18 protein-coding genes, 1 tRNA gene and 1 other RNA gene are annotated in these 20,264 nt (G+C 43.2%); 7 read left to right on the top strand and 13 right to left on the bottom strand.

Annotated features, from left to right (window positions below):
* The first annotated feature begins 1 nt into the window (after nt 1).
* The 4 genes from KFV02_RS06630 to secF all read left to right on the top strand — a co-directional run bounded on the left by KFV02_RS06630 (nt 2) and on the right by secF (nt 4,256).
* Entirely contained in the window at nt 2–751 is a 750-nt protein-coding gene (locus tag KFV02_RS06630) for a GltB/FmdC/FwdC-like GXGXG domain-containing protein (protein ID WP_252380757.1), read from the top strand.
* A gap of 105 nt (nt 752–856) precedes the next feature.
* Nucleotides 857–1,213, top strand: coding sequence for a preprotein translocase subunit YajC (gene yajC / locus KFV02_RS06625; protein WP_252380756.1), 357 nt, complete (start codon nt 857–859; stop codon nt 1,211–1,213).
* A gap of 310 nt (nt 1,214–1,523) precedes the next feature.
* Nucleotides 1,524–3,125 carry a protein translocase subunit SecD gene (gene secD / locus KFV02_RS06620; RefSeq protein ID WP_252380755.1) on the top strand — a complete coding sequence of 534 codons (1,602 nt, stop codon included), beginning with the start codon at nt 1,524–1,526 and terminating at the stop codon, nt 3,123–3,125.
* Between the two features lie 78 nt (nt 3,126–3,203).
* Nucleotides 3,204–4,256, top strand: coding sequence for a protein translocase subunit SecF (secF, locus tag KFV02_RS06615; RefSeq protein ID WP_252380754.1), 1,053 nt, complete (start codon nt 3,204–3,206; stop codon nt 4,254–4,256).
* Nucleotides 4,257–4,607: 351 nt separating this feature from the next.
* Here secF and KFV02_RS06610 read toward each other — a convergent pair whose 3' ends face one another.
* The 5 genes from KFV02_RS06610 to nadC form a co-directional block, all read right to left on the bottom strand.
* On the bottom strand, nt 4,608–4,814 hold the full coding sequence (locus tag KFV02_RS06610; RefSeq protein WP_252380753.1) for a hypothetical protein: 207 nt from the start codon (nt 4,812–4,814) through the stop codon (nt 4,608–4,610).
* Between the two features lie 153 nt (nt 4,815–4,967).
* Complete coding sequence (locus KFV02_RS06605; RefSeq protein ID WP_252380752.1) at nt 4,968–5,996, bottom strand: tetratricopeptide repeat protein; 1,029 nt, start codon at nt 5,994–5,996, stop codon at nt 4,968–4,970.
* Nucleotides 5,997–6,129: 133 nt separating this feature from the next.
* Nucleotides 6,130–7,728, bottom strand: a complete 1,599-nt coding sequence (nadB, locus tag KFV02_RS06600) for an L-aspartate oxidase (RefSeq protein WP_252380751.1) — start codon at nt 7,726–7,728, stop codon at nt 6,130–6,132.
* Nucleotides 7,728–8,744, bottom strand: a complete 1,017-nt coding sequence (gene nadA, locus KFV02_RS06595; protein ID WP_252380750.1) for a quinolinate synthase NadA — start codon at nt 8,742–8,744, stop codon at nt 7,728–7,730. The genes nadB and nadA overlap by 1 nt, the downstream gene beginning before the upstream one ends.
* Nucleotides 8,745–8,810: 66 nt before the next feature.
* Nucleotides 8,811–9,668 (bottom strand): carboxylating nicotinate-nucleotide diphosphorylase, encoded by an 858-nt coding sequence (gene nadC / locus KFV02_RS06590; protein ID WP_252380749.1) that lies wholly within the window; start codon nt 9,666–9,668, stop codon nt 8,811–8,813.
* Nucleotides 9,669–9,786: 118 nt separating this feature from the next.
* Here nadC and mgtE point away from each other — a divergent pair, with 118 nt between their 5' ends.
* From mgtE to KFV02_RS06575, 3 genes are all read left to right on the top strand, one after another.
* Nucleotides 9,787–11,130, top strand: a complete 1,344-nt coding sequence (mgtE, locus tag KFV02_RS06585; RefSeq protein WP_252380748.1) for a magnesium transporter — start codon at nt 9,787–9,789, stop codon at nt 11,128–11,130.
* A gap of 113 nt (nt 11,131–11,243) precedes the next feature.
* A complete protein-coding gene (locus KFV02_RS06580; protein ID WP_252380747.1) occupies nt 11,244–11,858 on the top strand; it encodes a CDP-alcohol phosphatidyltransferase family protein in 615 nt (204 codons plus the stop codon).
* Between the two features lie 18 nt (nt 11,859–11,876).
* Nucleotides 11,877–12,776, top strand: coding sequence for a pseudouridine synthase (locus KFV02_RS06575; protein WP_252380746.1), 900 nt, complete (start codon nt 11,877–11,879; stop codon nt 12,774–12,776).
* A 37-nt stretch (nt 12,777–12,813) separates the two neighbouring features.
* On the opposite strand, the gene ffs is transcribed toward KFV02_RS06575, so the two are convergent.
* From ffs to KFV02_RS06535, 8 genes are all read right to left on the bottom strand, one after another.
* Nucleotides 12,814–12,909, bottom strand: an RNA gene (ffs, locus tag KFV02_RS06570) — signal recognition particle sRNA small type.
* A 157-nt stretch (nt 12,910–13,066) separates the two neighbouring features.
* Nucleotides 13,067–13,158, bottom strand: a tRNA-Ser gene (locus tag KFV02_RS06565).
* 244 nt (nt 13,159–13,402) lie between these two features.
* Nucleotides 13,403–14,167 carry an enoyl-ACP reductase FabI gene (locus KFV02_RS06560; RefSeq protein WP_252380745.1) on the bottom strand — a complete coding sequence of 255 codons (765 nt, stop codon included), beginning with the start codon at nt 14,165–14,167 and terminating at the stop codon, nt 13,403–13,405.
* A 9-nt stretch (nt 14,168–14,176) separates the two neighbouring features.
* The gene (locus KFV02_RS06555) at nt 14,177–15,070 is read right to left on the bottom strand and encodes a phosphoribosylaminoimidazolesuccinocarboxamide synthase (protein ID WP_252380744.1); all 894 of its coding nucleotides are present in this window, start codon (nt 15,068–15,070) and stop codon (nt 14,177–14,179) included.
* Nucleotides 15,071–15,132: 62 nt separating this feature from the next.
* Nucleotides 15,133–16,440, bottom strand: a complete 1,308-nt coding sequence (gene hisD, locus KFV02_RS06550; RefSeq protein ID WP_252380743.1) for a histidinol dehydrogenase — start codon at nt 16,438–16,440, stop codon at nt 15,133–15,135.
* A gap of 389 nt (nt 16,441–16,829) precedes the next feature.
* The gene (locus KFV02_RS06545) at nt 16,830–18,566 is read right to left on the bottom strand and encodes an ABC-ATPase domain-containing protein (RefSeq protein WP_252380742.1); all 1,737 of its coding nucleotides are present in this window, start codon (nt 18,564–18,566) and stop codon (nt 16,830–16,832) included.
* Between the two features lie 134 nt (nt 18,567–18,700).
* Nucleotides 18,701–19,135, bottom strand: a complete 435-nt coding sequence (locus KFV02_RS06540) for an arsenate reductase ArsC (protein WP_252380741.1) — start codon at nt 19,133–19,135, stop codon at nt 18,701–18,703.
* A gap of 14 nt (nt 19,136–19,149) precedes the next feature.
* Nucleotides 19,150–20,094 carry a cation diffusion facilitator family transporter gene (locus KFV02_RS06535; RefSeq protein ID WP_252380740.1) on the bottom strand — a complete coding sequence of 315 codons (945 nt, stop codon included), beginning with the start codon at nt 20,092–20,094 and terminating at the stop codon, nt 19,150–19,152.
* Nucleotides 20,095–20,264: the final 170 nt, after the last annotated feature.

Below are 20,264 nucleotides of genomic sequence, written 5' to 3'. Positions count from 1 at the left end.
GATGAAGTCAAAACTAGTCATTGATGCCAAAGGACTATATTATAGAGACCTGAATGAGCGCATCAGGCAGGCTGTGAAAGAGGGTGTAAAGGAGTTTGAACTCTTAAATGTAAGTGGGCAAAGATATATTGGCACAGCGCTGGAGGGCGAACTTAAATTTCTGATTCACGGAGTAGCTGGCCAGGATACGGCTGCGTTTATGCGTGGCCCGTATATGCGCATTGAGGGTAATGCCCAGGACGGACTTGCCAATACCATGGACGATGGCTTTGTCAGCTGTACGGGCATGGCCGGAGATGTTTTGGGTTATGCCATGCGTGGTGGCCAGGTCCATATTCATGGAGATGTTGGTTACAGGGTAGGCATTCATATGAAGGCCTACAAGGATAAGCTGCCGATTATAGTTATAGGTGGCAAAGCCGGTGATTTTCTTGGCGAATACATGGCCGGGGGGGTGATAATTCTCCTGGGCCTTTTTAGTCAGCATAAAGATACACCTATAGCCGGTCGTAGTCTGGCTACTGGTATGCATGGAGGTGTTATCTACGTGCGTGGCCATGTGCCAGAATATCAGTTGGCTGATAACCTGATTGTAGAAGATGCGGATGCTGAAGATAGAAAGATAATTGAAAAGTATGTACGCACGTTTTGTCAGGAATTTGATGAGAAAGAAGATGAGATTCTTGGTACTGATTTTGTGCGCATAAAGCCAAAATCGCACAGACCTTATGGTAAGTTATATATTGGGTGATTGAGTTTGTTGTTTACAAACTTAATCTGGTCTTTTATCTATGATATTACGTATTTATGGCATGTCAAAAATATTGACCTTGTAAAAATTAAAGACGGAGGATTTATGTTTTTTACCCAGATGGCCTATGCCATGGGGCAGGCAGGAGGAGCTCAGGCAGGGGAAGGCAACCCATTAACAGCATTCGTGCCTTTGCTGTTGATGTTCGCCATTTTTTATTTTTTGCTAATCAGACCCCAGCAAAAAAAGGCCAAAGAACATCAAAAACTTTTGGCTAACCTGAAAAAAGGCGATTATATTTTGACCAATGGAGGTATTTACGGGCGTATCGTTGGCATTGATGGCGAAGTGTTGACCATTGAACTGGCAGACAATGTCCAGATTAAGGTCAACCGTGGCTATGTTGCCGGACTTGCAGATTCAGGTCAAAAAGATAAGCCAAAAAGCAAAGAAAAAAAGTAGCCAATTGACTAATTTTTTAATATTGAAGACCTGGTTGCCAAGTTGGTTTCCAGGTCTTTTTTATTTTGGATTGTATTTTATTAATGTTCAAGTCGTGGAATATGTAAAATAAAACTTTTTTATTTCAAAGTTTAAACTTTTTATTCCACTTATTTAAATGTTTTTATACACTAAAATAATTTTACGGGTTAACTTTTGAATAGTCCGCAACGTCAGCTTTCTTGTGAAGGGTAGGTTCTGGCATAGCAGAATCATGTATTGGTTCACAAAATTAAACATTTAATTCTAAACATAAATAAAGGGAAAGCATATGCAGGGGAGTTTGCGCTGGAGAATAATCCTTATCATTTTTGTTTTAGGCTTGGGCCTGATATACGCCTTGCCGTCTGTTCCCGGAATCAAAAAATCAGCTTTAACCAAGATTCTGCCTGATAATGAAATAAATTTGGGCCTGGATCTTAAAGGTGGTATTCACTTAACTCTGGGAGTGGATGTACAAAAAGCCATCGAGAACTCATTGGCGCAGATGGGACAGGACATTCGTTCTGAAGCCAGAGAAGAAAGTATTCTTGTGCTAAGGCCCAGGGTTGTTCAAGGTGGGAAGTTGGAGTTTGTGCTTCTTAAGAGCGACCAGCAAGAAGCCTTGGAAGACATGCTGGAGCAAAAGTTCAGCCAACTAAAAATTGTGTCTCGGGAGCCACTGGAGCAGGGCAAGGTTAGGTACGTGCTGGGCATGACTCCAAAATATAAGGAACATTTGACCAAATTAACTATTGATCAGGCCATTAAAACTATTCGAAACCGTATAGATCAATTTGGGGTTGCCGAACCAGACATCCGAAAACAAGAGGGCAATCGAATCCAGGTGCAGTTGCCAGGATTGGATGATCCCCAACGGGCGATTAAGGTGATTGGCAAAACCGCGCATCTCGAATTTAAACTTGTGGATGACGAAGCCGATATTAAGAAAGCATTGAAGGGGATCCTTCCGCCTGGAAGGGAGCTTGCCTTTATATATAAAAAATTGCCTGATGGAAGTACGTCCAAACAGCCTATCGTGCTTAGAAAAGAAGCTGTGCTCACGGGTGAATATATTACTGATGCCAATACTGCCTTTGACTCCTATGGCCAACCGTATGTCTCTTTAAGCTTCAATAAGCGTGGTTCCAGGATTTTTGAGCGGGTCACAGGGGAAAATGTAAAGAAGAGATTGGCCATTGTTTTAGACGGTAAGGTTTATTCAGCGCCGGTGATCCAGGAGAAGATTAGTGGTGGTCGGGCCAGTATTACCGGGCGGTTTACCACTGAAGAGGCCCATGATTTGGCCATTGTTCTCAGAGCTGGTTCTTTGCCCGCACCAGTTCATGTTATGGAAGAAAGAAGCGTGGGACCATCATTAGGTCAGGAATCTATTGAGAAGGGTATTTTTTCAGCTCTCATAGGCGGGGCTGTCGTCTTGGTTTTTATGGTTGTTTATTATGGCTTTGCCGGTATTGTTGCCGACATTGCTCTTCTTTTTAATATTTTATTGATCATGGCTGGTTTGGCCGGTTTTGGGGCTACTCTGACCTTGCCTGGTATTGCCGGTATAATTTTGACCATTGGTATGGCTGTAGATGCCAATGTGCTTATTTTTGAGAGGATCAGAGAAGAATTGCGACGGGGATTATCTCCGCGGGCAGCCATTGACGAGGGTTTTGGCCGGGCTACTTTGACCATTTTGGATGCCAATGTGACGACCATAATTGCGGCTATTATTTTATATCAATTCGGGACAGGCCCTATTCGTGGTTTTGCTGTTACCCTGACCTTGGGTATTTTGGCCTCAATGTTTACAGCAATTTTTGTCTCCCGGGTCATTTTTGACTTATGGTTGACCAGAAGAAAGGCGGGGACAGCATTAAGTATCTAGGAAGTTGGACATTCTAACTCCAGCTATCAGCTATAATTATACTACGAGCTTTGAGCTATAAAAGGAGGAGCCTGGATAATGGGTTTACAAATTATTAGACCGGATACAGATATCGATTTTATAGGCCTGCGTAAATGGGCCTTTTTATTATCTGGACTGCTTATCCTGGTCGGGGTCTTATCCTTGATCGTTAAAGGCGGGCCCAAATACGGGATAGATTTTGCCGGCGGGGTAATAGTTCAGGTCAAGTTTGATCAGAGTGTTGATGTCAAAGAATTAAAACAGGCATTAAAAGAGGCCAGCCTTCCGAGCTTGGTGGTCCAACGTTTCGGGGATAAAGAAGACAATGAATATCTTTTGCGAACCTCAGCCGACAAATTTTCTCCAGAAAAAATCAGGTCTTTGGTAGAGGAAAATTTAAAAAAGAATTTACCCGGCAAAAAATTTGAAATCCAAAGGCTTGAAATGGTTGGTCCCAAAGTAGGGGCAGATCTCAGGTCCAAAGCCTTGGAAGCATTATTTTATGCAGTGTTGTTGATAGCTATTTATATTTCGGGGCGTTTTGAGCAACGCTGGATGACTGCCGGTGTAATGGCTGCTGGATTAGCATTGGGTGTGTATGTGTTAAAGCTTTTGACCATGCCCATGAGTGTGTTGATTGTAGCTGCTATGCTTATAACTTTGGGCCTGTGTTGGTACTTAAAGTTAAATTATGCACTTGGCGCGGTTTTGGCCTTGATTCATGATGTTTTTATTACGGTGGGCATATTTTCTTTACTGGATAAAGAGTTTGATTTAACAATCGTTGCTGCTCTTTTGACAATCGTCGGTTATTCTTTAAACGATACAATTATTGTTTTTGACCGGATACGGGAAAATTTGCGGGCAAAAATATCTCCTTCGCTGGCCAGAACTATTAATGTAAGCATTAATCAGACCTTGAGTAGAACCATACTTACCTCCGGAACAACATTAATTGTTGTAGTCTGCTTGTTTTTATTTGGAGGTGGAGTGATACATGACTTTGCCTTCGCTCTTTTAGTTGGAGTGTTGGTCGGAACATATTCATCTATTTATGTGGCCAGCCCGATATTATTGGGATTTAAACCCAAAGTTGAAGAAGAGGCATAAAAAAAGCCCCGCTTAGCGGGGCTTTTTTTATGCACAGTCTACCTGCGTTTTATCTGGGTTGAGTTGAGTTAGTATTAGATTTATCAAGTGGTCGTTATTTATATATTGCCTGAAGGCGTTATATTTTGTCTTTGGATGCAATAATTAAATTTTACAGTTTTGACAAACATCTTTATCTTGTAACCTATTCAAATAATTCAACATTCATCATTCAAGATTCAACATTGCCTGCAAAAAGTCCCTTTTTGCAGACGCATATATTAAACCGCTCAAATTTCTTTCGAATGCAGACTTTAGCAATTTGTCTGTTGCCGCAATAAGTCTTTTCTGAAGGCCTATATTATGGTCGACTTAAGTATCTACAAGGTTCCTGCTGCTTGTTTTTAATTTTTTATTTACCTTATCCAACAATTTTTCGAGCTCTATCCGCTTAAATTGATAGTCCTTGCTATACAGTCTTTTAAGGATGAAGTTGCGGCAGTCATATAAAGTGTGTGGTTCATTTTCTGTGTCCACAATTTTACCGCATATAGGACATCCTCGAAATTTTGTTGCCATAAAATATCACCTTCGTTCAGAGTAGCCAGGCTAGATGGCCACATACACATCCGCTTTGGCGGGGTGGAGTGGATTTTTTTTGAATATTAAGTAATTTTAGTGTGTTATTAAAAAAATGATGAATTTTGCAGAGCTTTTCTGAAACTTCAGTCTTTAACTTTGAGCATATTTTTTCAATTTTTTGTTAAGATTTTTTAAAAGAGTTTCAGCAACGGCGAAATTAGGGTTTAAATTTAATGCTTTTAAAGTGAATTTTTTTGCATCGGCATACTGCTTCATAAAAAAATAAGCTTTTGCCATATTAAAATAGATGTTCTCATCCTTTGGATCCAGAGCCAAAGCCTTGCGGTATGCATCGATTGCCAAGTTGTATTGACCTTTTTTTCTAAGATTTATCCCTAAATTATTATAAGGATTAGGAGAATATGGATCTACTTTTAAAATTTCAATAAATAATTTTTTTACTTCCTCAAAATTATCTCTTTTTGCATATTCTTCAGCGCATTTACTTAAGTAATACTTGTATTTTTTTATGTTATTTTTGCCTTTATATGCTTCTGCAAGCCCTTTGTATGCCTTTATGAAAAGATTGTTTATTTTTAAGGCCTTATTAAAGGCGATTATTGCTTTTGTAAATTTTTCTTCTAGCAAGTATGAGTTTCCAAGATCAAAATAATATTGAGCATCTTTTTTTTCAACATCAATAATTTCATTTAAGCTTTCTATGGCATGGTCATAATTACCCTTAGTGATGTCGTTCATTGCGTTTTTTAGCAACTCATCATCGATTTCATTAAAGTAAAACAAACTTAGTGAATTTTTTATATGTTCTTGTAAAGTTTTTAAATGATAAGGTCGAATGACAAAACCTGTACAGCCGGCTGCAATAATGTCTAAGACAAAATCACGCTCTGACCGATCAGAGATCACAACGATAGGAATAAATTTATTTTGTAATTTATTTTGTAATTTATGTACGAGGTCAATGACGCTCATGTCACTCAGTTGATTATCAGCGATAACCAGGCAAAGTTTATTAAATTTAGCATAGTCTATGACTGCGATACCCGAAGAAAATCTATTGGTGATACGAATGCCTAAACATTCGAGATTATGTTTATCATTTTCAAAGTTTAGATCTGATGCAGTACAAACAATGGCCGGTATTTTATTTGCTACCATATTACTAATACATGATGTATGAGTTTGAAAAATTTTCTATGGATTAAGGTAGTTATAAACTGTTATGTTTTTCATTTCTTTTTAAGCTTCATGGTCTGGTTTTCAGGGTTTGTGCCGTTATTATGATTTTGAACTATTTTTTCTTATAAGGCCTGTCTTGGCGGAAGTGACAACCTGTGCTTTGCTCATTCCGCATTGCTGCAGTGGTAATGATATAAGCTGCCTGACAGCCGTGGAAAAGATCAACAAGAGGTTTGGATATGGGGGTTTCACGGTAAAAATCATGCAGCCGTTTATTTAAGTTACGCAGGTCTTCAAAAGCTCGTTTTAGCCTGGATGAAGTGCGTACTATGCCCACATAGTTCCACATGGTATGTTTGATAGTAGCCCAGTCTTGGGCTATGAGAGCAGGGTCTTCGTTTTGCTCATTGCCTGAAAAACGCCAATCAGGTATAGATTCCTGAATTCTTTGACTTAACCTTGTTCTCTGACGGTATCTTTGGCCAATATCTTGGCCAATACTATAGCCCCATAACAAGCCCTCTAACAGTGAGGTGCTGGCGAGCCTATTGGCTCCATGTACTCCAGTGCAAGAGCACTCGCCACCAGCATATAAGCGGTCAATTGTTGTCCGGCCGTGCAGATCTACTAATATACCGCCACAAAAATAATGGGCAGCGGGGACGACCGGTATTGGCTCCTTGGTAATATCAATACCTATTTCCAAACATTTTTTATAAATAGTGGGGAAGCGTTCCTTTAAGTCTTTACTGATGTGCGAAGCAGCATCCAGATATACACAATCCTCACCTCGTTTAAGCATTTCTTCAATTATAGCCCTGGTAACAATATCTCTCGGAGCCAGATCGCCTCTGGGGTCATAGATGGACATGAATGGTTTGCCTTGGCTGTTAATTAACTTTGCGCCCTCGCCGCGTACTGCCTCGGAAATGAGAAATTTTCTTTCTGAGCGGTGAAATAGGGCTGTGGGATGGAATTGGACAAATTCTACATTCATTATCCTGGCTCCTGCCCTATGAGCCATTGCCAAGCATGAGCCAATGGATGAAGCCGTATTGGTCGTATGTAAATAAATCTGGCCAATGCCGCCGGTGGCCAGGACAGTAAAGTCAGCAAGTATAGTCTCAACAGTATTTGTCTGGTTATTTAGGACATAGGCCCCAACGCACTGGTTTTTCAGATGATATTTAAATTCCAGCCTGGTACTGTGGTGGTGCGAGGTCAGAAGATCTATGGCTGTGCGGTTGGTCAGGACCTTGATTTGGGGATTGGCCACAACTCTTTGGGCCAGAACATCCATTATGGCTCGGCCGGTATAATCAGCACAAAAGAGGATTCTGGCCTGACTGTGGCCACCTTCTTTGGTTAGATAATGTCGGCTGGGATCATTAAGTTCAAAAGGGACATTAAATTTTTCAATGAGAAGTTCCTTAACCACTTCCGGGCCTTTACGGCAGAGATAACGTACCGCCCGCAGATAGTTGTGATTCCATCCGGCAGTGAGGATATCCTTTTCCAGAAGTTTAGGGTTATCGTTTTCTGAGCGGTAAACTATGCCACCTTGGGCCAGGGCAGTGTTTCCATCGTCAAGATTTTTGCCTGCAGTAACAAGCAGTACTTCCACACCGAATTCTGCTAGGGTCAGGGCGGCAGTACATCCGGCAATGCCAGAGCCAATAACGAGAACTTGGGTTTTTAATCTACTGGACATTAACTACAAACCTCGAGCATTTTTTCTAAAGCTTTGCGAGCCAGAACGGCTATATCTTCCGAAACTGTAATTTTATTTTCTGGTTTCATGTTCTTTAAGGTATGTAGGAGATTTTGTTCGGTAATTTTAGCCATGTTGCTACATAAACTGGGAGTAATTGGCAAAACTTCTTTTTGTCCCCGATATTCGTTAGCCAGTCTGTGGACCAGGTTGTCCTCAGTGCCTACATAGATTCGTGTCCCGGGTTCTGCCTCCCGGACGTATTTGATAATGAATGAAGTGGAGCCGCTGGCATCAGCAATGGCAACAACATCCGGATCGCATTCCGGGTGGACTATTATTTTGGCCTTGGGGTCGGTTTTCCTTATGTGGTTAAGCTGCTCAGCTTTAAAGCGAAAGTGTATGGCGCATACACCAGGCCACAAAAAGAGTTTTTTGTCTTTAATCTTTCCAAAGTTTATATGCTTACCCTGGCTGCGGATATCCACGGTGACAATTTCACCGGGAGAAAGACCCAGGATTTTGGCCATGTTTTGGCCCAGGTTTTTATCCGGCAAAAAAAGCACCCCATCCCCTTGATTTAATGCCCAGGCGAGCATTTTTGGGGCATTGGCCGAGGTGCATACTGAGCCATCGTACTTTCCGCAAATCGCCTTCACTTCGGCAGAAGAATTGACATAGGCCAAAGGTATTATTTTTTTCCCTTCCTGGTTTAAGCTAATCAGGATTTTTTCTACCAGGCTGGCGGGGGCAGTATCAGCCATGACACAGCGGGCATCCAAAGCCGGTAGGAAAACCATTTGATTTTCTTGGGCCAGGATGGCTGCTGATTCTGCCATAAAATGTACACCGCAGAAAACAATATATTTTGCTTTAAGTTCTGGAATCTTGCGGGCTAGTTCCAGAGAATCTCCTTTAATGTCAGTGTACGCAATAATATTATCGTTTTGGTAGTGATGTCCTAATATGGCCAGGTCCGGTCCTAAATTTTTTTTAATTTGTTCAATTTGGTTCATAGGTAGTAGCTCCTCCTTATGAGTTGGCGTGGTTCTATGGGTTCGCCCTGAGTTATAGATCATGGATCAAGACTCAATTTGCATACTGAAGTCTGCAGCCGGTGCGGAAAGGGTAATGGCCCCCGTAGAAATATAAGTTGGTTTTAAGCTTGCTATTCTGGAAATATTATCCAAAGTAACTCCACCGCTTATTTCCGATTCAATATGTTCAGGAATAAGTTTTAAGGCTTCCTTCATTTCTTTTTCTGACATATTATCGAGCATTATCCTGTTGGCCTCGGCCTGAACTGCCTCTTTGACCTCGGCTAGTGTGCGGCATTCTACTTCTATCGGGGGGCAGGGGGTAAGGGTTTGTCTTAGTTTTTGTACGGCTTGAAGGATACTGCCGGCCTGGTCAATGTGATTGTCCTTGAGCATGAGCATTTCAGACAGGTTGAGGCGGTGGTTCTGACCTCCTCCTCTCAGGACTGCGTATTTTTCTGGATAGCGCAAGCCTGGCAAAGTTTTGCGGGTATCCAGCAAGGTCACTCCGCTACCAGCAATTTTTTGACAAAACTTATGGGTTAAATTGGCTATTCCTGATAGGTGACAGATAAAGTTTAAAATTACTCTTTCTCCTTTTAACAGTTTATATGCCAAACCATGCATGGTGGCAATAATTGTCCCTTTTGGCACAAATTGACCTTCTCGGACGACGAAAGAATATTTTGCAGGGCCTGGAATATGGTCAAGAATTAAAGGTATAATGGGTAGGCCAACTACTATAGTATCCTGTTTGGCCACTATTTTGGCTGTTAAATGGTTATCCGCTCCGAACAAATTTTTGGATGTTAGATCTTCTCCATCTTCCTCCAGGCTTAGAGCAATGATTTTTCTTAAAAAACTAAGGGCTTCTCCCTTAAAAAAAGAATTAAATATCTCCATAATATATTCTCCCTAAATTTTTTTGTTAAGGGAGGGGTGCGTTTTCGTCAAGTTAAGCAGTTGATATTGGTTTATTTTCTTTGACGGTCAGGCTTTTTTGATATAACTCAATTCAGTTATGAAGAAGCAGGACCAGGACTTATCTCCACGCGCTAAGGGCGTTGATTATCAAAAGGTAGATTGGCCATCGGCCAGCTTTGATAATCTCCACCCGGCAGATGCAGCCGACCGTCTGGAGAATCTTTCTCTGGAGGAGCAGCTTGAGTTGATCAAGGGGCAGTCTCCTGAAGATGCGGCGGCGTCTATCGTGGAGATGGAAAAGCATGATCGCACCCCGCTCTTGAGCAAGTTGCCTCCTGAGCTTGCCGCTGACATTCTGGAAGAGATGTCTCCTGATGACGCGGCCGATATCCTGGATGAACTGGGAGATGAAGTACGGTCGATCATTCTGAGAAGGATGAACCGCGAAGACGCGGCTCTGATTAATGATCTTTTAAAGTTTGATCCGGACACGGCCGGCGGTGTAATGAACACCGAGATCCTTGTTCTGGATCAAGATCTGACTGTTGACCAGGCTATTAAACTTATTCGTTCGGGCGTAGAAGAGATTGAAGTCCCATATTATGCCTATGTGGTTGATGAATACAGGCATTTAAAGGGAGTTCTGTCCTTGCGGGACTTGCTGCTTAGTCCTCCGGGAAAGAAACTCAAAGAGCTGTTACATGAGCAACACCTTATTTATGTTCCTTATAATGAAGATAAGGAAGAAGTAGCCAGGCTCTTGAGTCGCTATAACTTGCTGGCTATTCCAGTCGTGGACCATGATCAACGCATACTCGGTATTGTCACTGTCGATGATGTTATTGATATCATTCAAGAAGAAGCCAGTGAAGATATGCAAACCATGGTCGGTGCCGGCTCGGATGAAACTGTTGATTCTCCCTGGCAATACTCGGTTAAAAAGAGAATCCCCTGGTTGATAATAAACCTCTTTAACTCTGCAATCTCCGCCTGGGTTGTTCACCTGTTCGAAGGAACTATTTCTCAGATGGCCATGTTGGCTGTGCTTATGCCCGTAGTGGCAAATCAGGCTGGAAATACCGGTCAGCAATCCCTTGCAGTCATGATCAGGCAACTTGCCCTGGAGCCTTTTGAACGCCGTAAAGTTTGGAAGGCTGTTTTGAGAGAAGCACGTATTGGTCTGGTCAATGGGTCGGTTATTGCTTTTCTTATATTTTTGGCTATTGTAATTTTGACTAAGAATGTCAGTTTAGCCATGGTTATGGCCATGGCCCTTTTTCTGGATATGTTTTTGGGTGCAATAGCCGGAGCCTCGATACCATTGTTGCTTAAAGAAATTGGTCGTGACCCGGCTCAGGCCTCTAGTATCTTTCTAACAACCTTGACTGACAGTGCTGGGTTTTTTACTTTTTTAGGACTGGCAGCGTTGCTTTTAAAGTAATGTAGCTAAAAGTACATAACAGTACAGATAGGAGTTATAATAGTAGTTTGTTTATTGTATTCATTCCAATTATTGTTCACGAAAAGGAACTGCGATGTTAACAGGAGGAAGGAATGGACTGGAAAAATTGTTCATTAGCTAAAACCTATTATGAGTGGATGGATAGTCTGGTTCTTCCCTGGCTGGAAAAAAATGGTTTTACTCCAAATAGGGTTACAGTCTCAGGACTAATTTTTTCTCTTATTGTTCCCCTTGGTTTCTATGCCCATCCTTTTTGGGGCTTATTGCTTTTGCTTTTATCTGGCATGGCCGATAGTCTGGATGGCTTTCTGGCCCGCGAAAATGGCAACCAAACCAAAATCGGTGCGTTGTGGGACTCTGCTTTTGATCGGGTAAGTGATGTCTTTTATTTGATGGGCTTCTGGGTCCTTTTCTGGCAACAAGGAAAATGGTTAGCCCAGGCAAGCATGGCCATGTTTATTGCTATTCTTCTTTGTGTTTTAGTAAGCTATATAAAGGCAAGAGCCGAATGCCTGGGGGTAAAATGTGATGTCGGAATCATGGATAGGACCAGTAGAGTAGTGTATCAGCTTGGTTGGGCATTTTTATTACTTATTCTGCCTGGCGCCAGAGAAGGTTTACTCTGGATTGGCTTGGTTTTGTTCATTGCCCTGTGTTTTTTGACTGTTGTTCAACGTGCAGCAGAAGTTTATAACAAATTAAAATAATATAGGCACGGAGTATCCGTGCCCGATGCTTTGCCCCGCCTTGGCGGGGCTTTATTTTTTATGCGTATAAAAATTTTCCCTGAAAATTCTGGTAAGCGTCTTGATGCATTAATAGCAGAATTTTTGCATATAGGCCTGCGCCAGGCCAGGAAACTTATTAAAGTTGGCAGGGTGCTTGTTGATGGCTCACAAAGACCAAAAGGATATAAGTTGTTGCCGGGCCAGGAAATAATAATCAAGGAAAAGCCACTTAAAGATGATAAAATTAATTATAAAACAAAAATCGAAGTTGTATCCTCAGCTACCCATCTGGCGGCCCTGAACAAGCCCCCGTTTATGCATTCGGACACAGGCAGGGAAAGGTTTAGTGTCCGGGGTTTGCTTCCTTCCATTTTTCCTCAAAGTGAAGCCTGCCTCTTAAATCGTCTGGATTATTTGACCAGTGGAATTTTGATGGTCGCCTTAACCGAAAAGGGCCGTAATATCTATAAGCAGGCCCAGGAAGAGGGCAAAGTGGATAAATTTTATCTGGCTCTGGTCCGGGGGAAATTAGTAGAGCCTGTTGTAGTCAAAAAGGCTATTGACGCGGCTAAAAGAAAAAAAGTTAAGGTTTTAGCCAGGGAGTCAGAAAGTTTTTTACGATTTACCTGGATTTATCCATTGAATTATTTTTCAACAAAAAATCAGACCTTGGTTAGAGTCAGGATACTTAAAGGTCAGAGGCATCAAATTCGGGCGCACTTAAGTTTCTTGGGCCACCCCATTGTTGGAGACCCATTGTACGGACACGCGGTCGACTCCGAAGCCAGAATGTACTTGCACCATTATAAAATCAGCATGCCTGGCTTCCAGGCCTCTAAATGGCCTGAGTGGTGTGGAGTGGAATTAGAGGATATTTTACCCGAAGAAGAGGGTTGAATGGGGCAAAAAAATAGGCACGACATATGTGTCGTGCCTATTAGGGAAACCAGGCACCCAAGGGCAACTGTTACCGCTGCTCCCTCTCGGGCCTGACGGGGTTAGCAGCGCCCTTGCCACCTGGCTCCCCTGTTTTTTTAAGGAATGAAGTTAAGAAATTGTTGGAAAATAAGAAGTTAGGTGAAATAGTAATTTCATAGTAAATATTTACACCTTTTCAGCTATTTTTTTATGCCACCTGCGTATTTTACTAACTTCTTATTTTCTTATCTTCTCTTCTTCATTTTTAATGGCGGAGAGGGAGGGATTCGAACCCTCGGTACCGGGTTAGGGTACACACGATTTCCAATCGTGCCCCTTCGGCCAGCTCGGGCACCTCTCCGCAAGAAGGTGAGTTTTTTAACTAAAAAGAGCTTGTCTGGCAAGAGATTTATTGCTGTAAACAGCAGAAAAGTAGAGTTCCCCGGATTTGGAATTTAGTTTTTTTAATGACCGCGTTTTTTATCCTGCCAACTGCAGGACTTGGAACTTGGGCCTCAGCCGTGAATCCCAAGTTTGGGGAAAACAAATTTAACTACTATTATCCAGACAACAAAAACAAGTCCTAATACTAATAAATCTTCCATTTAAATTCCCAAGATATTGTAACCTGAGTCTACGTAAAGAACCTCGCCTGTCATCCCTGTAGAGAGGTTTGATGCAAGATAGAGGGCGGTTTTGCCGACATCTTCCTGAGTAACATTGCGGTGCAATGGTGCCTTTTCTTCAATGGTTTTAAGGATGGTTTTAAAGCCGGAAATGCCTGATGCGGCCAAGGTTTTGATTGGGCCGGCACTAATGGCATTGATGCGCACGCCTTTTTGACCGAGGTCCACAGCCAGATAGCGTACAGAAGCTTCCAAGGCGGCTTTGGCCACGCCCATGACATTGTAGTTCTTGATAACCTTCTGGGAACCATAATAGGTTATGGTCATCACTGAAGCATCATCGGAGAACATAGGCTCAAAGGCCTGGCAGAGTCTGACAAGAGAGTAAGCAGAGATATCCATGGCAATCTGGAATCCCTTACGTGATGTATCTATAAAGCGTCCTTGGAGGTCTTCGCGTTGCGCGTAGGCAACAGAATGAACCAGAACGTCAACTTTTCCCCACTTTTCTTGAACCAGTTCGGCTGCGGCCTGGATTTGGTCATCTCTACTTACATCGCAGTCGAAAATAAATTCGCTTTGAAGTTCCTCACTGATGGGCTCAACTCTTTTTTTCAGGGCCTCGCCCAGGTAGTTGAAAGCCAACCTGGCTCCATTTTCTTTAAAAACTTTGGCAATGCCGTAAGCAATACTTCGATTATTGGCAACACCAAAGATAAGTACCTTTTTGTCTTTTAAGAGCATGCTTTTCTCCTAAAAAAGTTCTTTTCCGGTTAGTAATTTATAGGCTTGGAAATACCTGGCCTGAGTCTGCTCAATTATTTTCTGGGGCAGGCTGGGTGCTGGTGGTTGTTTATCCCATCCACTGTTGCTCAGCCAGTCACGCAGGTATTGTTTGTCAAAACTTGGTTGCTCTCGGCCCGGTTTATATTCTTCTTTTGGCCAGAACCGAGAGGAGTCAGGGGTCAAAACTTCATCAATGAGCAGGAGTTTATTGCTACTTAGGCCAAACTCAAATTTGGTATCGGCAATAATAATTCCCTTTTCCAGGGCATAATCTCTGGCCCGTTCGTAAATGGAGAGTGAAATTTCCTCCACTTTTTTAACCAGGCCTTCGCCAACCCTGGCCTTGGCCTGTGCCAGGGTAATATTTTCATCATGTTCGCCAATATCTGCTTTGGTGGATGGCGTGAACAGGGGCCTTTCAAGCTGTTGTGATTTTAAAAGGCCAGGTGGGAGTTTATACCCGCAGAGTTGGCCGGTTTGTTCATAGTCCCGCCAGCCAGAACCTGTAATGTAGCCGCGAACAATGCACTCGATGGGCAGGGGGTTAGCCTTTTTGACCAAGACTGTTCTGCCTTCTAACTCATCTTTGTAATTTTGCAAAGCCGCAGGGAAATCTCCCACTTCGGCGGAAATAAGGTGGTTAGGGACGATATCCTGCATCATCTCCATCCAAAACAAGGTGATTTGATTCAGAACCACTCCTTTAAATGGTATGGGATCAGGCAAGACCACGTCAAAGGCACTCATGCGGTCTGTGGTCACAATGAGCAGGGTTTTCTGGTCTACTTCATAAATATCACGGACTTTGCCTCGAGAAACTAAAGGGAATTCTCGAATATTTGTTTTGGTGACAACTTTCATTTTTATTTTTTATCCTTTTCTGTTTCTGTTGTTGAGTTGAAACCTGGTTAAAATTTTATCTTCTAACCCTTGAACCTTTTTTCTACACTCCTGGCATGGGCTTCCAGTCCTTCAAGCCTGGCCAGGCGGGCAATTTTCGAACCGTGTTGTTGAATATAATCCTGGTTTGTATAGATGACACTTGATTTTTTGTAAAAGGTGTCCACGGACAGAGCAGAGGAGAATCTGGCGGTGGACATGGTTGGAAGTACATGGTTGGGGCCGGCAAAATAGTCTCCCACAGGCTCCGGACAAAAGTGGCCCATGAAGATGGCCCCGGCATTTTTCACCTGTCCCAAAACAGACCAGGGCTCAGCAATACATAATTCAAAATGTTCAGGCGCAATCAGATTGACGACTTCTAGTCCTTTAGAAATATCGTCGACCAGGATAAAGGCGCCCCAGTCCTTTAAGGAAGTGCCGGCAATCTCGTTGCGGGGCAGGGCCGGAAGCTGCTCTTCCAGTGCTGAAGCAACTTTGGCTATAAGTTCCTGGCTGGGAGTGACCAGGATACATGCCGCCAAAGGATCGTGCTCAGCCTGGGATAACAGGTCAGCAGCCAGAAAATCCGGACGGGCAGAATCATCTGCCAGGATGGTGATTTCGCTAGGCCCGGCAATCATATCTATACCCACCAAGCCAGCGACTAACCGTTTGGCTGTGGTAACATAGATATTTCCAGGGCCGGCAATCACATCCACGGCAGGGACAGACTGGGTGCCAAAGGCTAAAGCAGCAATGGCCCAGGCAGACCCTGCTTTATAGATTTTATTCAGACCCAAGATATGAGCAGTGGCCAGAATGTATGGATTTAACGAGCCATCTTTTCTCGGTGGGGAGACAAGAACAATCTCCTTTACTCCTGCAACTTGAGCTGGAATGGCATTCATTAAAAGAGATGAGACAAGCGGTGTTTCTCCGCCCATTCCGCCAGGAACATACAGGCCGGCTCGTTCAACCGGGGTGTAAATCTGGCCCAGTATTGTGCCATCTTCTGCCAGATCATACCATGATTTTTGTTTTTGTTTTTCGTGAAAAGCCCTGATTCGGTCAGCTGCTTCCCTGATGATGGTCAGGTCATTTTCCGGAACTTCGGCCACGGCATTTTCTATCTCTTTATCGTCAACCTTTAAATCTTCAGGACCGAACTCAGGGGAGTCAAACTTCCTGGTATATTCAATAAGGGCTGCATCGCCTTTATCTTCAACCTTATCCAGAATTTCGCGTACCTGCTGGTCGACTGAGTAGTCTGGCCTGGCTCTTTTTTGGAGCCATGCCTTGATTTTGGCCCAGTCGCCTTTGTCTTTGAACTGAAAATGGTTCTTAATCACCTTTTTGCCCCGTTGTTATAAAGAAGTTATACGATTATTGTCTATTTTGTTAGCCTTGTTCGTTGATAGCCAGCTAGTAACTTGCTGGCACTCACTTAGTCAAGATTGAGCCTTTATCTATAAAATTTAAATTTTTGATAGAACAAAGGGTTGCTCCCCTTCGCTTACCTGTTGGGTTGAAAGTAAATTTTTTTAAATAAGGTAAGAAGACAGGAAGTCAAGGAATTAAATAAGATGATAAGTTGCGAAGAATACTATCCAAAATTTAATCAACAGTCTCTTAAGCAGAGAAATATCAATAGAGATAGTTGATGGAAGTGTTATTCATCAGATATTTTTTCTAGAATTAAGCTTCCTAAGCTCGCAAATCTTCATTTCCAGCTCTTCGATTATGAAGATGAAGGGGTCTTTGTCTGTTCTACTTTCAGGTTCCGATATCGGTTTATGGCGGCCAGGATTTCTTGTTTTCTGGGCAGAGCCAGGTTGCCGGGATGCTGACCGTGAAAAGAAGAGATTACATCCAGCCCCTGCCTGGAAATATCATTTAAGACCTGATCAATGACCTGACTCAGTGTTTTCTTGTCGTCTATATAATGCCTGTCCATGTAGCGGATAATTTCAGCTATGGCATTGGTCTGGCTGGGGTGGATGAGCTGTTCGATAAAATCTAGTTTGATGCTTTGCCGGCCAACAATGATGGTGGTTAAACCTTTGGCTTTGATTTTATCTCTAGGTCCAAGTTTAAAGGAATCCTTTAACAAAATTCGCTGCGTAATCTCTTTTAAGGGCTTTTTTTGCTCCTGCCTGCGAAAATTTTTATACCTGTCAGCGATTTCTTTGGCTTTTTTCGTCACGTCCAGGGCTTCATAGTTTTGCATCATAATGACTTGGTCAGCCACGTCAAAATAGTCTCCTGAGCCTCCCAGGACCAGGATGGTTGATACGGAAAATCTGGTCAAAAGTTCACGTACTCGGTCAACAAAGGGAGTAATTGGCTCAAATTCTTTGGCCACGAGCATTTGCATGCGCCCATCTCTGATCATGAAGTTGGTTGCGCTTGTATCTTCATCCAAGAGCAGGAGGCTGCTTCCGGCTTCCAGGGCCTCGACAATGTTTGCCGCCTGGGAGGTGCTTCCGCTGGCATTGGAAGTAGAGAATGATTCAGTGCTCTGGCCGCCCGGAAGGTTGGAGATAAAAGGGCTTATGTCTGTCTTGATTACGCTGCGTCCGTCTTCGGCCCGAATTTTCATGGCGTCTGGCACAGTGACGACCAGTTCCCGGCCATCGTCCGGGATATGATTGTAAACACCCCTTTCAATAGCCTTTAGCAAGGTGGATTTGCCGTGGTATCCCCCGCCAACGATTAAAGTCACCCCGGCGGGGATGCCCATACCCTTTACCTGGCCCTGATTGGGAAGATTAAAGCATACTTCCAGTTCCTTCGGAGAGATAAAGGGGACGGCTTTTTCTCTGGGAAGCGGGCGATCACTTATGCCGCTTTCGCGGGGTAAGATAGAACCGTTGCCAATAAATGCGACCAGGTTTTTCTCTTTTAGGCCCGCCCTTAAAACTTCCTGGTCTTCTGCTATCTGAATATGCCGGGCAAGTTTCTGGGCGTTAAGATTTGTGTAGATGAGGGAGTTTTCAACGATTTTAGGTAAAAGGGCAAAGAATATTTTTTCTGCCTGCCTGGCAAGAATTTTTCTGCCTCTGGCCGGCAGGCCGACCGTAAACCTGGCCTCTACTGTATCTTTGTCCACTCGCATGGATGTGCGTTCTAAAATCTCCTGCCCGGGCCTATCAATGAGAATCAGTCCACTTTTCCCTGTACCTGAACTTTGAGAAAGTTTATGGGCTGCAATTGCAAAAGCGCGGGCTAGAAAGTCCTCCAGGGCAATGCGCCTTGGCTTCGTATTAAAGAATTTTTCCGGAAAACCTGCGATTTGTTGGTTTAATTCTATGCGCATCCTGCTTGGAGGGGCAAAGGGATCACTCTGGACATGGTCGATATGCAGAGTAAATCTGTTCAGGTCATAATGGCCTTGAATATCCTTGTAGGCCTTGTATCCCCGACCATCAATGCGGGCCAGGATGTCTTGCAGATGAGAGGCTTGTTTGGGTTTCATCAGAGTAACTCCCTTTGTGAGTTTTAAGTCGGGTACGTTGAGTAAGTTGGGTGAGTTGAGTAAATAGCCCTGTTTAAAACTTCGCAGTGTTCTGGTTCAGTGTCAAATAAAAATAAGGTGAAGGAAACAGAAGACTAAAGCTCAAGAGATTCGGGCATTTCCTGGATAAATTGCTTTATTTCATCTCTGACCTTGCGATAATATTTTAGCGCATCTTCTTCATTACAGGCATTCCTGGCCAGCCTTGGCGGGTCGTCAAATGCGCGGTGGATCATTTTAGCCTGGCCGGGGAAAACCGGACAGGTTTCATGGGCATGTGAGCACAAGGTAATGACATAATCGAAGTCTTGGCAGTCCAGTTCCTCTACCAGTTTTGATTTATGCCCGCTTATATCCACTCCAGCCTCAGACATCACCTTTACAGCCAATGGATTCAGGCCGTGTTTTTCCACTCCAGCAGAATAGGCCTCAAGCACATCTGCCTTTAGCCTTTTCGCCCATCCTTCGGCCATTTGACTGCGGCAGGAATTGCCGGTGCATAAGAAAAGGATTTTTATTTTTTTATTCATTGTCACCTCAAAATTTAGACATGATCATGTTTACCGTGTGTTTCTCTTTTGGGCCTGTGTATGGGGCAGAGTAGAGCTTTTGGGTCGCAGGATTGGTGTTCAAATTCAAGGACCGCATGCTCGATGCCAAATTTTTCGTGTAAGATGTGCTTAATCTTTTCCTTTAAAGGAGTTAGCCGAGATAATTCCTGGTCCTGTACCTGAACATGGCCGGTAAAGGCCAAAAGTTTCGGCCCCACGGTCCACACATGCAAATGGTGCACGCCGAGAACCCCGGGGACTTGTTCCAGGGCCTCTTGAATTGCTTCAAGCTCAAGGTGATGGGGGACTCCTTCCATCAAAATATGTACAGCTTCCTTGAGGAGAGAGCAGGAACTTTTAAGAATGAACAGAACAATGCCTATGGATAAAAGCGGATCCAGCCAATACCAGGGTTTAAAAAGGATGATCACGCCGCTTATGAGTACGACCACGGAAACGAGCATATCTCCGAGCATGTGTAGAAAGGCCCCGCGGAGATTGATATTTTCTTTGGCGCCTTTAGACAGGAGCAAAACCGTAAAGCCATTGCCAAAAACGCCTACCAGGGCCATGGCAGCCACTAAAAATCCCGATATTGGCTCAGGATTTTTGATGCGGTTGAAGGCTTCCCAGAGGATGAATAAACATGCGCCAAAGATAAGGGAGGTATTAATCACTGCAGCAAAGATTTCCGCGCGGCGAAATCCAAAGGAAAATTTTGGCGAAGGTCTTTTTTGGCTAATCCGGTAGGCAATATAGGCAACTAGCAGACCAGTACAGTCGCTGAAGTTGTGTATGGCATCAGAGACAACCGCCATACTCTGGGCCAACATTCCACCAATGATCTGCAAAATAGGAATAAGCAAATTAATAGCCATGCTCCAAAGCAGGACTTTACCTGTTGCTTCTTCCAAATGATGATGGTGATCATGAGCCATTTTTAGCTATCCTTATGTTCTCGTTGTTTTTTTTAAATATTAAATACTCAACTTTCTCGTATGTTTACATCACCTGTTTTCAAATTTAAGAGATAAAGAAATAAGAATTTAGGCGTGACAGACCGTTCAACTTTCTGGTGCATCAAGACACCGTAACTCAGCTTTTGGTC

This window comes from Desulfovulcanus ferrireducens (assembly GCF_018704065.1).
Classification (GTDB): Bacteria; Desulfobacterota; Desulfovibrionia; order Desulfovibrionales; family Desulfonatronovibrionaceae; genus Desulfovulcanus; species Desulfovulcanus ferrireducens.
This window is presented reverse-complemented; position numbering and strand designations above follow the sequence as displayed.

Bases quoted from the DNA above. Each gene is read 5' to 3' on its own strand.
- KFV02_RS06630 (WP_252380757.1), top strand. From the start codon at position 2: ATGAAGTCAAAACTAGTCATTGATGCCAAAGGACTATATTATAGAGAC.
- yajC (WP_252380756.1), top strand. From the start codon at position 857: ATGTTTTTTACCCAGATGGCCTATGCCATGGGGCAGGCAGGAGGAGCT.
- secD (WP_252380755.1), top strand. From the start codon at position 1,524: ATGCAGGGGAGTTTGCGCTGGAGAATAATCCTTATCATTTTTGTTTTA.
- secF (WP_252380754.1), top strand. From the start codon at position 3,204: ATGGGTTTACAAATTATTAGACCGGATACAGATATCGATTTTATAGGC.
- KFV02_RS06610 (WP_252380753.1), bottom strand. From the start codon at position 4,814: ATGGCAACAAAATTTCGAGGATGTCCTATATGCGGTAAAATTGTGGAC.
- KFV02_RS06605 (WP_252380752.1), bottom strand. From the start codon at position 5,996: ATGGTAGCAAATAAAATACCGGCCATTGTTTGTACTGCATCAGATCTA.
- nadB (WP_252380751.1), bottom strand. From the start codon at position 7,728: ATGTCCAGTAGATTAAAAACCCAAGTTCTCGTTATTGGCTCTGGCATT.
- nadA (WP_252380750.1), bottom strand. From the start codon at position 8,744: ATGAACCAAATTGAACAAATTAAAAAAAATTTAGGACCGGACCTGGCC.
- nadC (WP_252380749.1), bottom strand. From the start codon at position 9,668: ATGGAGATATTTAATTCTTTTTTTAAGGGAGAAGCCCTTAGTTTTTTA.
- mgtE (WP_252380748.1), top strand. From the start codon at position 9,787: ATGAAGAAGCAGGACCAGGACTTATCTCCACGCGCTAAGGGCGTTGAT.
- KFV02_RS06580 (WP_252380747.1), top strand. From the start codon at position 11,244: ATGGACTGGAAAAATTGTTCATTAGCTAAAACCTATTATGAGTGGATG.
- KFV02_RS06560 (WP_252380745.1), bottom strand. From the start codon at position 14,167: ATGCTCTTAAAAGACAAAAAGGTACTTATCTTTGGTGTTGCCAATAAT.
- KFV02_RS06555 (WP_252380744.1), bottom strand. From the start codon at position 15,070: ATGAAAGTTGTCACCAAAACAAATATTCGAGAATTCCCTTTAGTTTCT.
- KFV02_RS06545 (WP_252380742.1), bottom strand. From the start codon at position 18,566: ATGAAACCCAAACAAGCCTCTCATCTGCAAGACATCCTGGCCCGCATT.
- KFV02_RS06540 (WP_252380741.1), bottom strand. From the start codon at position 19,135: ATGAATAAAAAAATAAAAATCCTTTTCTTATGCACCGGCAATTCCTGC.
- KFV02_RS06535 (WP_252380740.1), bottom strand. From the start codon at position 20,094: ATGGCTCATGATCACCATCATCATTTGGAAGAAGCAACAGGTAAAGTC.